Raw genomic sequence first — 13,937 nt, 5'->3', positions numbered from 1 at the left:
TGGGTAGGTACAGGGGGGCGCCGCCGCCCCCCTGTACCGAGATCCCCAGCCTAGGCCGACTGGTAGTTCGTGCGCCAGCCGCCCTGGTAGGTAGCGCGGGCAACGGTGGAGTAGGGCACCGGGCTGACGACGGCGCGCACCTCGGTCTGCACGTGCGGCTCGACGGTGGCCTTGGCGGTGCCGCCGTTCGGCTCCCCCCACACGACCTTCAGTTCGGTGCCCTCCGGGACGTTCGGATCGATCGTCGCGAGTGAGAGGGCACGCCGCTCGTTGGCGCTGTAACCGGTGAACATCGAGTACCCGACGACCGTTCCGTCGGCGTCGACGACCGAGTCGTAGTTCGCCGAGCCGTAGTTGGCCAGCGGCAGGTCGAAGAACTTGTAGCTCGGTCCCTCAACGTTGAACAGCGACGCGTAGATCGACGTGACATCCTCGGCGTCCCAGGCCAGGGTCACTTTCTTGCGCTGTGCGGCCGGGTCAAGCCGCTGCAGGGCGTCGCGGCCGATGAAGTCGTGGTCGAACTTCACGAACGAACCGTAGCCGAGCTCCCAGGGGGTCAGGTAGTAGTCCTCGATGTTCTCGGACACGAACGACCCGGCGAGGGTGCCGGTCGCCTCGTAGCCGTCCGCGGGAAGCCATTCGCGGTAGCCGCGTTCGGCCTCGCCGGTGTAGATGGCCGGCAACGGCGAGGGGATCCAGCCTGATTCGAGCGTGTTGGACGGGTAGGCGCGCGAACCGACCGGAACGAGCCCGAACTCGGCACCGGCTTCGACGATCGCGTCGCGGATGCGGCCGTGGTCGGCGTAGGGGCCCCAGATCTCAAGCCCGGGTGCACCGGCCATGCCGTGGCGGAGGGTGCGGACGGTCGTCCCGTCGATCGTCATGGTCGACATGTTGAAGAACTTGAGCTGCTCGAGCGGACCCCCGTTGAGCTTTTCGATCACCTGCCAGGCGTTCGGGCCCTGAATCTGGAAGCGGTAGTACTGGCGGGTCACCTGGTTGCCGTAGGGCCGTGACGGCGAACGGCGGTCGACCGTGATGTCCAGATTCCCGTAGCCGCCGGTCTCGCCGTGATAGAGCAGCCAGTTCGCGGCCGGGGCGCGTCCGACGTAGACGTACTCGTCCTCCGCCTCGCGGAAGAGGATGCCGTCGCCGATGACGTGCCCGGACTCGGTGGTCGGCACATACTGCTTCGCCTTATTAACCGGGAACGCGGCGGTCGAGTTGATCGCCGTGGACGTGATGAGCTTGATCGCGTCCGAGCCCTTCATGAACAGGTTGTCCATGTGGTGGGACTGGTCGTAGAGCACGGCGGTCTGGCGCCAGGCGGTCTGTTCCTTGATCCAGTTCTGGAAGTCGGCCGGAACCACAGGGTAGATGTAGGAGCCGATCTGGGAGTTGCGGAGGAGGTCGACTGCGCCGCGGGACGCGTCGAGGACTTCCTGCAGATTCTTAGGTGCCACGGTGAACCTCTTGTTCTGTTTCGGTTGGTGCTGTCGGACTGTTCGGTCGGGGCCGCGGGGAGAAAGCCCGCGGCGCTGGGATTGATGGGTCAGAAAACGATGGTCTGGTTGCCGTGCCGGATGACGCGGTCCTCGGCGTGCCATTGGACGGCACGCGAGAGCACGGCCCGTTCGACGTACGCGCCGCGGGCCTGAAGATCAACGGCCGAATGGGCGTGCGTCACCCGGGCGACGTCCTGCTCGATGATCGGTCCCTCATCGAGGTCCTTGGTCACGTAGTGCGACGTCGCGCCGATCAGTTTGACGCCCCGCTCCTTGGCCTTGCGGTAGGGGGCCGCGCCGATGAACGCGGGCAGGAAGGAATGGTGGATGTTGATCAGCGGTACCCCCACCCGGTCCAGGAAGTCCGGGGACAGGATCTGCATGTAGCGCGCCAGCACCACAAAATCCACGTTCCCGTCCAGCAGCTTTAGGACCTCGGCTTCAGCCTGTGACTTGTCTTCGCCCAGGGAGGGCACGTGGAAGAAGGGCACCCCGAAGGAACGGACGTCCTCAGCCGTGTTCGTGTGGTTCGAAATCACCATCGGGATAGTCACCGGCAGCTCACCGCGCCGGTGCCGCCACAGCAGTTCGAGCAGGCAGTGGTCCGACGTCGACACCAGGATGGCCATCCGCTTGGGAACGGACCGGTCGGTGAGCGTCCAGGAGAGCCCCAGCGGCCCCAGGGTATTTTCCAGGTCCGCCTCGATCGCCGGCATGGCGGCCGCGAGGTCCGGCCGGTTGAACACCACCCGCTGGAAAAAGTCACCCGACGTCGGGTCTGACGAGTACTGGTCCAGGGAGACGATGTTTCCGTTGCTGCGGGTGATCAGGGCCGCGACCGCGGCCACAATCCCGGGCTGGTCGGGGCCGTGGACGATCAGGCACGACTGATCCCTCAGCGATTGCGTATGAAGGGCCACCGCTGCCTCCTCAACCCTGCTCGGCGGTAAAGTGCCGGGCCCACTCCGCCGTCGCCAGCAGGCCGCCGAAGGTGTAGAAGTGCAAGCCCACCCGGCCGCCGGTCTGAGGCTGCGCGCCGGGCGAATGTGCTGCGAGGACGGCCGCAAGATCGTTGACGAACCGGTCCGGTCCCGCGTCCCCCATCAGATTCGTGAGCGAGAAGCCGTACTTCTTCACGATCATCGCGTTGGCGCCGACGCCGAAGCGGCGCGCGAAGCCAAGCAGCCGTTTGATCCCCGCCGGCCCAGGGGTGCCGACGCGGATCGGGGCATTGATGCCCTTGGCCCGCACGGCATCGATCCAGTCGGCGACCGGGTCGGTGTCGAACGCGAACTGGGTCAGGATGACGGCGCCGAGCTCCTGCTCGGCCAAGGCAGCGGCCTTGTCCTCCAGGGCGCCCCAGAGACGGTCCTTCGGGATATCCGGGTGGCCTTCCGGATATCCGCCGATGCCTACCTCGCGCACGCCGAACTGCTGCAGGATGCCGCTGCGGATGACTGCGAGCGAGTCCTCGTATGGGCCCTCCGGTGCGGCCGGGTCACCGCCGACGGCGAAGACGTGTTCCGAGGCGCCGACCTCCTGCAGCCGGCCGAGGAACTCCTCCAGCTGGCCCTGGGTCTTCAAGCGGCGGGCGGAGATGTGCGGGACCGGCACGAAACCGAGGTCGCGGACCGCCTTCGCGGCGGCCACCCGCATCTCGAGGTCCTCGTTGCCAAGGAAAGTGACGTTGATCCGCGTGCCGGGAGGGATCTGGTTCTTCGCCTCGTTCAGGGCGGGGATGTCCTTGCCGGTCATCTCTAGTGAAAAATCCTGGATGAGTTCCAGCGATGCTGCCCGGTTGATCGCGGGCGTGATTCGAGTCGCCATCGGGGAGTCCTTTCGGTGGGTGCGACGGTGCGCCCACCTCCGACTTTAGCTATGTCGATAGGGACTGTCCATAGGTATTTGCAAAGAAGCCGGCGCCCCTACCGGCCGGCCCGGCCGGAACCGGCAAGTACGTGGCGTTCGCGTCCGACGAACAGGCCGACCACAAGCTGCGCCCCGAGCGCGAGCCCCACCAGCAGCAGCATCACGTCGATCCCGGCGACCACCTCCGCTGAGGAAGGCGGTGAAGAGGGCGGTCACCACCGGGAGGCGGTCGCTGAAGTCGCGCTTGATCACCGTCGGCAGCAACACGTTGGCGATGGCGAGGGACGCGCCGATCAGCGCCGTGCCGGCCCAGAGGTTCACTGGCGTGCCGGGTGCCGGGTGCCGACCGCCACACGGTGCCGGCTCCCAGCGCGAGGAGCGAGACGAGCACGACGGTGGAGATACCGAACCGCGTGCCGAGTCCATGGGCCAGCGGCGAGACCACCGCGAAGGCGATCAGGGGGATCGCCGGACCTGGCTTTGCCCGTGGCGCCGGTCAGCCCGCTGACGGGTCAACCGGCTCCAGGTGGGCGATCGCGCGGGTGTCCTGGAATGCCCGGACCCCTTCGATCCCCTGCTCCCGGCCCATGCCGGACTGCTTCATGCCGCCGAACGGAGCGCGCAAGTCCAGCCGGGTGGCGCCGTGGTCATTGACCCAGACATAGCCGCAGACCAGTTTGCCGCCCACGCGGTCCGCCGTCGCCGGGTCCGCGGTCCAGACCGAACCGCAGAGCCCTGCCCAGGTGGCGTTCGCGGCCTCGATCCCTTCATCCTCGGTGTCGAACGGGATGAGCGGGATGACCGGGCCGAACTGCTCCTGGGTGACGACGCGCAGCTTGGGGTCCGGGTTGATCACCAGGGCCGGTCGCAGGAAGTTCCCGTCCTGCAGGGCCGGGTCCGTCGGCAGGGCCCCGTACTCCCTGACGTCCGCCCCGGCCGCCTTCGCCTCCTCGATGAGCTCGGTGACGAAGGCCTTCTGTGCCGGCGAATGCAGGGGCCCCATGGTGGTCCCCTCCTGGAGCCCGTAGCCGATCACGGCCTGCTCGAGCCGGCCCGCCAGCCCCGCGACAACCTCGTCGAGGCGCGAACGGTGGACGTAGATCCGCTTCGCGTTCATGCAGATCTGCCCGGTGGTATCGAAGATCCCGGCGTAGAGCCGGTCCAGATGGGTGTCATCGAGGATGGCATCCGCCAGGATGACGGCGGCGTCGTTTCCGCCGAGTTCCAGCGTCACCCGGGTCAGCGATTTCGCGGCCATCTCCATGATGCGCTGGCCGCCGCCGACGCTGCCGGTGAAGCAAACCTTCGCGACGTCGGGGCTGGTGATGAGGGCGGCCATGTCGGCATCCTTGCCCGTCACGACGTTCAGCACGCCCGGCGGCAGTTTCTCCGCGATCCTCTGGACCACCCGGGTAGTCGCCAGCGGGGCCGTGGGCGGCGGCTTCACGATGGCGGTGTTGCCGGCGAGCAGCGCGTGCGGCAGCGAGGCCGCAAGGATGGCGATCGGCCAGTTGAACGGCACGATCACCGTCACCACGCCCAGCGGCTGGAACGCGACCGTGGTGGTGACCGGGATTCCGGGGGCCGGCGGAAGCACCTTGGTGGCCTCCACCTCGTCGGCAAGTGCCAGGGCGAGGTTCCAGCGGATCTCGAACACCAGCGAGTCGACCCATGCCTCCATCCGGATCTTCCCGTTCTCCTGGGACAGGATGGCGGCATCCTCGTCACGGAAGTCGGCGATGCCTTCAAGGGCGGTCCGCATCTGCGCTGCGCGCTCTTGCGCGCTCAGCGCGGACCACCCGGGGTAGGCCGCCTTCGCCGCGGCAATCGCGTCGTCGACGTCGCCGGGACCCGCTGCGGCCGCGTGCCCGACCGTCACGCCGGGCTTTCCCGGGTCCGCGATCTCCAGGGTCGAGGCGGCCTGGCGCTCGGACCCCCCGATATACAGTCCGGTTGTCACCGGCGTCGACGTGTTCGTTGCGTTGGTCATCATTTTGCACCTCTCTGTGCAGTACTGCCGGTTCCGTTGGTTTGGTACTTCATTGGGTGGTTCAATGGGTCGTTCGTGCGTCGCCGGCCACGTTCGGCGTGCCGTGGGTGTGGAACGTCTCGATCGTTTTCATGCCCCAGGCCTGGCCCTTCTTGCGTTCCTCCTGGGTCCATTCCACCACCGGGGAGTCAGGATCCAACAGCAGGCGGGCGCCGGCGTTGGCGAACTCGATGCGGTTGCCGCCGGGCTCCCAGACGTAGAGGAAAAAGGTCTGGTTGATGGCGTGCTTGTGCGGGCCGGATTCGATGTGGATGCCGTTCTCCAGGAAAATGTCGGCGGCCTTGAGGATGTCCTCGCGGGTGTCGGGGGCGAAGGCGACGTGGTGCAACCGGTTGCCGTGCTTGAGCCAGTCGTCGGAGTACACGATGTCGTAAGACTTGTTGTTGAAGTGGAACCACCAGGCGGCGTAGCCGCCGTCGTCGAGCTTGATGCGTTCGCTCTCCCGCCCCCCCAGCGCCTTCGCCACGAACTCGCCGTTGGCCACCACGTCTTTGGCCAGGTAGTTGATGTGGTCCAACCGCCTGGCGTTGACGCCGCGGCCGGGGAAAGCCGAGGCCTGGTTCTTCAGCGCGGGCTTGTCGTCGGTGGCCACATACCGCTCGGTCTCGTAGTAGACGGCCATGTCGTGCCCGTCCGGGTCGCGGAAGGCGTATGCGGGGCCCGTGCCCACCTCGCCGTCCACCCAGCCGACGCCCAGTCCGGTCGCCTCGATCGCCGCCACCCGGCGCTCCAGCGCCGCCTGGCTGCTGGTCCGGAACGACGTCCGCCCGACGCCGGCGTCGGCCGACTCGGTGAGTTTCAACGTGTAGACCTGGTACTCGTCCCACGTCCGCAGGTAAACCGACCTCTTGGTTCCGGATCCATCAGTTCCGCCGGTTTCCGCGACGACGCGCATGGCCAGCAGATCGCGGAAGAACCACAGGCTCTCCTCGAAGCTGGGGGTCAGTAGCTCCACGTTTCCCAGGTGGGCGACGTCGAACGAGGTGAACTCGGTCATGGAACTGTCCTCTCTACGGGGGTGGGTGTCACAGGCGGGGGCGGGGGTAGACGCGGCCCTCGAAGATTTTCCGCGCTGTGCGCAGGGCGGCCGAGCGGGTGACGGTGAATCCGCCGGCGGAAGCCTCGATCCCGACCTCGACGTCGAAGTGGCCGGTGGGATGCTCGACCCGGAAGGGGGCGTCCGGCGGCGGCAGCGCGGCCAGGCCGTGGCCCACCGACCCGTCCGCCAGCACTCCGGCGGCGACTGTGAGCGCCCCGAGGACGCCGATCGAGGTGTGGACGCGCACGGGCAGGAAACTGCGGGTGGCGATGGCCCCGCCCGCCCGGGGCGGGGCCAGCAGGACCAGCTTCGGCACCGTGGCGCCGGTGACGTCCCCCAGACCCATCAGCCCGGCCGCGGCCAGGCGGAGTTCGGCCAGGCGGGCGGCCAGGCCGGCATCCGCTTCCAGCTCTTCCGGCCGTTCGTCTCCGGTGACGCCAAGGTCGGCGGCACGCAGCAGCACGCTCGGCATCCCGTTGTCGACGCAGGTCAGTTCCACGTCCCCGACGCGGTCCAGGACCCGGCCCGAGGGGAACAGCGCCCCGGTCGACGAGCCCGCGGTGCCCTCGAAATTGAGCCGGATAGCGCCCGCCGTCCCGGGAACGCCGTCGATCGCGAGGCCGCCGTCGTAGTCCACCACGCCGCCGGGGGTGGCGAAGCGCGCGGTGGCGATGCTGTTGGTGTTGACCATCCGGATGCGCACTTCGGTCTGCTCGCCGCCGGCCGGCACCAGGCCGCGCTCAAGCGCGAACGGGCCGACCCCGGCCAGGATGTTGCCGCAATTCTGGCGGCTGGTGACAAACGCCGTGTCGACTCCCAGCTGCAGGAAGAGGTAGTCCACGTCAGCGCCGCCGTCCGGGGACGGCGCGATCACGGCGACCTTGCTGGTGAGCGGGTGCGCGCCGCCCAGCCCGTCGATCTGCCGGGCGTCCGGGGTGCCCATGATCCGCAGCAGCAGCCCGTCGCGTTCACCGGGGTCGGCGGGCAGGTCGGAGGCGAGGAAATATGCGCCCTTGGAGGTGCCGCCGCGCATCAGGGTGCACGGGATCCCTTCAACTGCGGCCATCGTCCGCCTCGTACTCTGCCGCGCTCAGGTATCGGACGCCCAGTTGCTCCAGCAGGCCGCGGAGCCGGTTCCGGTCCAGGCTGAGCTCTCCGGCGAGGTAGGCCGCGCGCGATTCGGCTTCTTTTGCGACCCGTGCGTCGGCGGCGTCGAGGGCGGACCGCACGTCGCCGCGGGGCACACACAGCACGCCATCGTCGTCGGCCACGATCACGTCCCCCGGGCAGATGCGGGCACCGCCAACAGTGATCGGCACGTTCACCGAGCCTGCCGTGGCCTTGACCGTCCCCTGCGCATTGACTGCGGCGGACCAGACCGGAAAACCCATCTCCCGCAGCTCGGCCACGTCGCGGACGCCGCCGGTGGTCACGAGCCCGCGCACCCCGCGGTACCGCAGCGCCGTGGCGAACAGTTCGCCGAATGAGCCGTCCAGGCACGGTGAGGTGGTGGTCACCACCAGCACGTCGCCCTCCTGGCACTGTTCGACGGCTGCGTGGATCATGAGGTTGTCCCCGGGCCAGCAGAGCACGGTGACGGCCGAGCCGGCAATCCGGACCCCGTCCTGGATCGGCCGGAGCGAGGCGCCCACCAGCCCGCTGCGGCCCATTGCCTCGTGCACCGTCGCCACGCCGTGCGCGGCGAGGGCATCGATCGACGGGGCGTCCGCCCGCTCGACGCCGGTGACCACAACGGTCTTCACTCGAGCACCTCGGTTACCTGCGGGTAGTAGCGCATGTAGGCTTCGCCCCGGGTATCGACGGGCAGGCCCAGGTTCGGGCCGGCGTTGCGTTTGACCTGCACGCCCCGGCGCACGGCGAGTGAGCTGTAGTAGTCCCACATGTGCTGCTGGGCGGGCAAGCACTTCATCGCCCGCTCCTTGGCGGGAAAGGCGGAGGTGATATCGAGCAGGACGTCGGGCTTGAAGTCGCACTGCTCGGGCTGGTGCGGTTCGAAGAAGAACACCGGCGGCGCGCCAAGCACCTCGCCCGGGGCGTCGTACCCGATGGCCTGGGCCAGGATCCTGGCCTCGATCGCCAGCTTCGCGGCCGTCGGATGGTCGCCGTTGTAGGGATCCAGCAGCGGATGGGTCAGCACGACCGCTGGCTGCACCCGGCGGTAGATCCGCACGAGTTCATCGAGCAGTTCCCGGCTCGGCAGGAGCGGGTAATCGCCGGCGTCGAGGAATTCGATTTCCGCCCCGAGCGCAGCCGCGGCGGCTTCCGCCTCCCCGCGCCGCAGCCCCTTGATCTCCTCCAGCGTCTTCCCGGCCAGCCATTGGCTGGCGGATTCGCCGCGCTCGCCGTAGGAGAGGCAGACGACGACGGCGCGCTCGCCGCGGGCGGTGGCGGCAGCGATCGCCCCGCCGGCCCGCCAGACGAAATCGCCCGCGTGCGCGCTGACCACCAGCACAGTGCCTCCATTGCCCATGATGAGGTCCTTCCCGAAATTGCTTGCGCATCCTCGACGTGCGTTCACGACGTGCGTTCCCGATCTCGCCCCCGGCAGCCGCGGACAATGCCAGAGAACCACGCTCTGGCACTACGGTCAAGGCATCGGATACAATTTTGTTAGCAATCGCGGGCTGATGGCTCCTGCGACGATGTCTTGCCCGCTGGGATCCGTCCCGTGGTCCGAACAAAGGAGTTCACAGTGACGGAGGCCTTGCGGTGACGGAGTCCTTGCAGGAAGCGCTGGACCGGGTCGGCTCACCGGTTGGGCTGCTGCGGAACTCGCCGGCCCGCCCCCATGTGTTCCCGGTGACGCCGGAGTTCAGCAACTGGCGGTCCGAGCAGCATTCCTGGCGCACCAGCTGCGCACTGCTGGACCAGTCCCACCACATGACCGATCTTTTCCTGGGCGGACCCGGCGCGGAGCGCCTGCTCAGCGGGCTGGCGGTGAACTCATTCGCCAAGTTCCCGGTGGACCGCGCCAAGCAGTTCATCGCGGTGAACCACCGCGGGCAGCTCATCGGCGACGCCATCCTCGCCCACCTTGAGGACGCCTCCTTCAACCTGGTCGGGCATCCGATGGTGATCGACTGGGTGCAGTTCCACGCGGAGACGGGGGACCACGACGTCGACGTCGTCCGCGACGGCAATTCGATCGTGCGCCCCGGCGACCCGCGGCTGTTCCGCTACGAGCTTCAAGGCCCCACCGCCGTCGCGATCATCGAGAAGCTGATCGGCGGCCCGGTGCCGCAGATCGGCTTCTTCCACATGGGCCGCTTCCCGATCGCCGGGCAACAGGTCCGCGCGATCCGCCACGGCATGGCCGGCCAGCCCGGCTACGAGCTTTTCGGACCGTGGGCCGACGGTGCGCGCGTCCGGGACGCGCTGCTTGAAGCCGGAGCCGAGTTCGGCCTGACCCCGGTGGGCGCGAAGGGCTATTCGACGGCGAACCTTGAATCGGGATGGGTGCCCTCGCCGGTGCCGGCGATCTTCTCGGACGAGCGGCTGCGGGCCTACCGCGAATGGCTCCCGGCCACGGCCGCGGGTTCACTGGGCGGAAGCTTCGACGCGCCGGACATTGAGGACTACTACCTGACCCCGTATGACCTGGACTACGGACGCTCGGTCGCGTTCGACCACGACTTCGTCGGACGCGAGGCGCTGGAGGCCCTGCCGGCCGGCGCTCACCGGCGCAAGGTGACCCTCGTCTGGGACCCCGACGATGTCCAGGCGGCGATCGGCTCACTGCTGCGCCCGGGCACCCCGGCGAAATACATCGACCTGCCGAAGGCGCGGTACGCCCTGTACCAGGTGGACCGGGTGGTGCAGGAAGGAGTGACGATCGGCCAGTCGTTCGACTGCGGCTATATCGCCAACGAGCAGTCGTTCGTCTCGCTCGCCACCCTGGACCCCGGCCGCGCCGAGCCCGGCGCCGAGGTCACCGTGCTCTGGGGCGAGCAACCCAACTCGGCCAAGCTCCAGGTCGAGCCGCACCGGCAGATCGCCGTGCGCGCCACCGTCGCCCCGGCCCCGTTCGTCCAATACGCCCGTGAAAGCTACCGCGCCGCCCCGCTGCGCGGCCCAGGCACCTGATCGACTACGAAGGAGAAAACCCGATGACCCAGAAGTCCCTGCAGGATGTGCTTGATGCGGCAGGCAACACTGTCGAACACCTGCGCAATTCACAACTTGGCACCTACATCTACCCGGTGGTCCCCGCGGAATTCACCAACTGGCGGCGGGAACAACGCGCCTGGCGCGAGACCGCAGTGCTCTACGACCAGTCCCACCACATGGTGAACTTCTTTATGAAGGGCCCCGATGCCCTCCGGCTCCTCTCCGACACGGGCATCAACAGCTTCGCGAACTTCCCGGTGAACACCGCCAAGCAGTTCGTACCGACGGCGTCCAACGGCGGCGTGATCGGCGACGGCATCCTCTTCCACCAGGCCGAACACGACTTCGTCTATGTCGGACGCGCCCCCGCCGCGAACTGGCTCCAGTTCCACGCCGAGACCGGCGGGTACGACGTCGAGTGCCGCTACGACGACCGGTCGCCGTCGCGCCCCTACGGCGAGGCCGTCCAGCGGGACTACTACCGCTTCCAGATCCAGGGCCCGAACGCCTGGCAGATCATCGAGAAACTCAACGGCGGGACCCTCGAACAGGTGAAGTTCTTCCACATGGGGCACCTGGACATTGCCGGCGAGCAGGTGCGCACCCTGCGCCACGGGATGGCCGGCGCCCCGGGACTCGAGATCTGGGGACCCTACGAGCAGCACGGCAAGATCCGGGACGCCGTGCTCGAAGCCGGCGCCGAATTCGGCATCGAACCCTGCGGCTCCCGGGCGTACTCGTCGAACACCCTCGAATCGGGCTGGATTCCGTCCCCGCTGCCGGCCATCTACAGCAGCGAGGCCGAGCGGGCCTACCGTGAATGGCTGCCGGCCACGAGCTACGAAGCGATCAACGCGCTCGCCGGCTCCTTCGTATCGGCGGACATCGAGGACTACTACCTGACACCCTGGGAACTCGGCTATGGCTCGTTCGTGAAGTTCGACCACGACTTCATCGGACGCGACGCCCTCGAGCAGATCGATCCGGCCCGGCAGCGCAAGAAGGTCACGCTCGCCTGGAACGACGAGGACCTGGCGAAAATCTGGGCGTCCTTCCTGGACCGCGACACCCCCGGCTACCAGTTCTTCGACGTCCCGAACGCGAACTACGGCTCATCGAACTACGATTCCGTGGTGGACGCGGACGGCGCGGCGGTGGGGCTCTCGCTCTTTACCGGTGTCACCGCCAACGAGCGCCGCGGGCTGTCGCTGGCAACAGTGGATCCCAACGTGGAAATCGGCACCGAAGTGCGTGTGGTCTGGGGCGAACCCGACGGCGGATCGCGCAAGACCACCGTGGAGCCGCACGAGCAGCTCAGCGTGCGCGCCGTCGTGAGCCCGGTGCCCTACGCCGTCACCGCGCGCACCGAGTACCACGGCGGCTGGCGTACCGCAGGCACCGCTGCCGGGTGAGGACCCTCGCGCCCCTGCCTGGCTCCGGCCGGGCAGGGGCGCACCTCAGCCCGCGGCGGCCGGACCGGGTTCTGCCGCTGAGACCTCGCGCAGGGCGTCGATGACGCTGAGCAGGTGGCGGCGCACGGCCAGTTCGGCAGCGTCGGGGTCGCGGGCGACGACCGCGTCGATGATCGCGGCATGCTCCAGCACCGAGACTTTCGCCCGCTGGGGCCGCGACGAGAGCTTGAACTGGTGCCGGACGCTCTGGGCGTGCAGCCGGGCCAGCACTTCGGAGGCGGTGGCATGGTGGCTCAGTTCGCGGAGCCGGACGTCGAGGGACAGGTTCAGGCGCGAGTACTCGACCAGGTCGCCCTCGGCGACCGACTCGATCATCCGGGTCCGCAGGTCCTCCAGGGCCGCGGCATCGTCGTCGGAAAGGCGGGCGGCGGTCTTGGCGGCACACAGGCCCTCGACGCCGATCCGCACCTCGAGGATCTCGATGGCCTCGTCCACGGAGATCGCCCGCACCCGGGACCCGCGGTTCGGCAGCCGTTCCACCAGGCCTTCGCCCGCGAGCTCGAGCAACGCGGTCCGTACGGTGGCCCGGCTCGCAGAGAACGCAGCACTAAGGTCCGCCTCGATGAGCCGCTGGTTGGGCGCGTAGTCACCGCGGATGATCGCGTTTCGAATGACGTCGGTGACACTCGGGTCAACGGCGGCGGCTTCGGCCTCCAGCGGTGGACCGCCAGTTACTGACGACATGTGCATTCAACTCCCAGAACGGCCGGACAAGGAAAGGGCCCCGATGCGAGACACCATATTGTCTACAATCCTAGGAGCAACGGAGGGCAGTGTCCGCAGGCGCGTCGCCGTTTTGGGTCTTGGCGAGGCAGGAAGCATCTATGCCGCGGATCTTGCCCGCCGCGGAGTGGCCGTCACGGCGGCCGATCCGGCCGTCTCCGCTGTCCCGGCCGGTGTGACGCCGGCCGCCGGTGTCGGCGACGCCGTCCGCGGCGCCGACCTGGTGCTGAGCCTGGTCGGAGGAGCTGCCGCGGGCGCCGCCCTCGAGGAGGCCTTGCCGGCTATGGCGCCGGCAGCCCTCTTCGCCGATATGAACACCGCCGGCCCCGGGGAAAAGCGGCGGCTCGCGGAACGCGCGGAGCGGCACGGCATCCTGTTCGTCGACGTCGCCATCATGGCGCCGGTTCCCCGCGCGCGGATCCTGACGCCGTTGGTGCTGAGCGGGGCGGGGGCCGATGAGCTGCTCTCCGTCCTGACCGGGTGGGGGATCCCGGTGACCACTGTGGGCGCCGACGCCGGGCTGGCCGCGGAATTGAAGCTGCTGCGCAGTGTTTTTATGAAGGGCCTGGCCGCGACCGTCCTCGAGACGGTGACGGCCGCCCGGGCAGTGGGAGCCGGGGACTGGATCGCGGACCAGATCGCCGCGGAACTGGGCCCCTCCGGCCACTCGCTCGTGGCCCGGCTGCTTGAGGGCAGCCGGGTGCATGCCGTGCGGCGGGAGGAGGAGATGCGGCAGGCGCGCTCGTTGCTCGAATCGCTCGGCGCCGCCCATCCGATCACGGACGGCACGATCGAGTGGCTGCATTCGCTGGCCGCGGGCAGTCCTGACTGACTACGCCCGACGGCCCGGCCGACTGGCTGCGCCGCGCCACTCCTGAGGAGGGCTCAGGCCACCCGCCAGAGGCTGCATTCGTCCGCGTTGACGGCCTTGCGCGTGCCGGATTGCCGGTCCAGGATCCAGACGACGCCGATCCCCGGTGCCGTTTCCTGCACGCTGCCGCGGCGGATCACGACGTCGTCGTAGTTCGGGCCGACGCGCAGGCGGGCTTCGATCTCGTCGCCGCGGTGCAGCTGGTCGAGGGCGCGGATGCGGGTTGTCTGGGCTTTGATTTCCTTCACCATGGCGGGCCTCCTGGACTGGAGCTGGTGCC

At 68.5% G+C, this 13,937-nt stretch carries 14 protein-coding genes; 3 read left to right on the top strand and 11 right to left on the bottom strand.

Features of this window, described 5'->3' with window-relative positions:
• Positions 1–50: 50 nt before the first annotated feature.
• From ligM (ACUYM2_RS18010) to ACUYM2_RS17970, 9 genes are all read right to left on the bottom strand, one after another.
• Positions 51–1,463 carry a vanillate/3-O-methylgallate O-demethylase gene (ligM, locus tag ACUYM2_RS18010; RefSeq protein ID WP_481601305.1) on the bottom strand — a complete coding sequence of 471 codons (1,413 nt, stop codon included), beginning with the start codon at positions 1,461–1,463 and terminating at the stop codon, positions 51–53.
• Between the two features lie 89 nt (positions 1,464–1,552).
• Positions 1,553–2,425, bottom strand: coding sequence for a formyltetrahydrofolate deformylase (gene purU, locus ACUYM2_RS18005; RefSeq protein ID WP_481601304.1), 873 nt, complete (start codon positions 2,423–2,425; stop codon positions 1,553–1,555).
• Positions 2,426–2,435: 10 nt separating this feature from the next.
• A complete protein-coding gene (locus ACUYM2_RS18000; RefSeq protein WP_481601303.1) occupies positions 2,436–3,332 on the bottom strand; it encodes a methylenetetrahydrofolate reductase in 897 nt (298 codons plus the stop codon).
• Positions 3,333–3,430: 98 nt separating this feature from the next.
• Entirely contained in the window at positions 3,431–3,556 is a 126-nt protein-coding gene (locus ACUYM2_RS17995; protein WP_481601302.1) for a hypothetical protein, read from the bottom strand.
• 314 nt (positions 3,557–3,870) lie between these two features.
• Positions 3,871–5,364: an aldehyde dehydrogenase family protein gene (locus ACUYM2_RS17990; RefSeq protein WP_481601301.1), complete on the bottom strand. Its 1,494-nt coding sequence runs from the start codon at positions 5,362–5,364 to the stop codon at positions 3,871–3,873.
• A gap of 61 nt (positions 5,365–5,425) precedes the next feature.
• Positions 5,426–6,421 (bottom strand): VOC family protein, encoded by a 996-nt coding sequence (locus tag ACUYM2_RS17985; protein WP_481601300.1) that lies wholly within the window; start codon positions 6,419–6,421, stop codon positions 5,426–5,428.
• Between the two features lie 28 nt (positions 6,422–6,449).
• Entirely contained in the window at positions 6,450–7,529 is a 1,080-nt protein-coding gene (locus tag ACUYM2_RS17980) for a 4-oxalomesaconate tautomerase (protein WP_481601299.1), read from the bottom strand.
• The gene (locus ACUYM2_RS17975) at positions 7,516–8,226 is read right to left on the bottom strand and encodes a 4-carboxy-4-hydroxy-2-oxoadipate aldolase/oxaloacetate decarboxylase (RefSeq protein ID WP_481601298.1); all 711 of its coding nucleotides are present in this window, start codon (positions 8,224–8,226) and stop codon (positions 7,516–7,518) included. The genes ACUYM2_RS17980 and ACUYM2_RS17975 overlap by 14 nt, the downstream gene beginning before the upstream one ends.
• The gene (locus ACUYM2_RS17970; protein WP_481601297.1) at positions 8,223–8,954 is read right to left on the bottom strand and encodes a PIG-L deacetylase family protein; all 732 of its coding nucleotides are present in this window, start codon (positions 8,952–8,954) and stop codon (positions 8,223–8,225) included. The genes ACUYM2_RS17975 and ACUYM2_RS17970 overlap by 4 nt, the downstream gene beginning before the upstream one ends.
• Positions 8,955–9,193: 239 nt before the next feature.
• On the opposite strand from ACUYM2_RS17970, the gene ACUYM2_RS17965 reads away from it, so the two are divergent.
• On the top strand, positions 9,194–10,567 hold the full coding sequence (locus ACUYM2_RS17965) for an aminomethyl transferase family protein (RefSeq protein WP_481601296.1): 1,374 nt from the start codon (positions 9,194–9,196) through the stop codon (positions 10,565–10,567).
• A 23-nt stretch (positions 10,568–10,590) separates the two neighbouring features.
• The gene (gene ligM / locus ACUYM2_RS17960; RefSeq protein ID WP_481601295.1) at positions 10,591–12,003 is read left to right on the top strand and encodes a vanillate/3-O-methylgallate O-demethylase; all 1,413 of its coding nucleotides are present in this window, start codon (positions 10,591–10,593) and stop codon (positions 12,001–12,003) included.
• A gap of 45 nt (positions 12,004–12,048) precedes the next feature.
• Here the strand turns inward: ligM (ACUYM2_RS17960) and ACUYM2_RS17955 are convergent, their stop codons facing one another.
• Positions 12,049–12,747, bottom strand: coding sequence for a GntR family transcriptional regulator (locus ACUYM2_RS17955; protein ID WP_481601294.1), 699 nt, complete (start codon positions 12,745–12,747; stop codon positions 12,049–12,051).
• 58 nt (positions 12,748–12,805) lie between these two features.
• Here ACUYM2_RS17955 and ACUYM2_RS17950 point away from each other — a divergent pair, with 58 nt between their 5' ends.
• Positions 12,806–13,618, top strand: a complete 813-nt coding sequence (locus ACUYM2_RS17950) for an NAD(P)-dependent oxidoreductase (protein ID WP_481601293.1) — start codon at positions 12,806–12,808, stop codon at positions 13,616–13,618.
• Positions 13,619–13,671: 53 nt separating this feature from the next.
• Here ACUYM2_RS17950 and ACUYM2_RS17945 read toward each other — a convergent pair whose 3' ends face one another.
• Positions 13,672–13,908, bottom strand: a complete 237-nt coding sequence (locus ACUYM2_RS17945) for a hypothetical protein (protein WP_481601292.1) — start codon at positions 13,906–13,908, stop codon at positions 13,672–13,674.
• Positions 13,909–13,937: the final 29 nt, after the last annotated feature.

Source organism: Arthrobacter sp. SD1074B (genome assembly GCF_056780195.1).
Note: the sequence above shows the minus strand (reverse complement) of the source record. Positions and strands in the feature narration are given on the sequence as shown.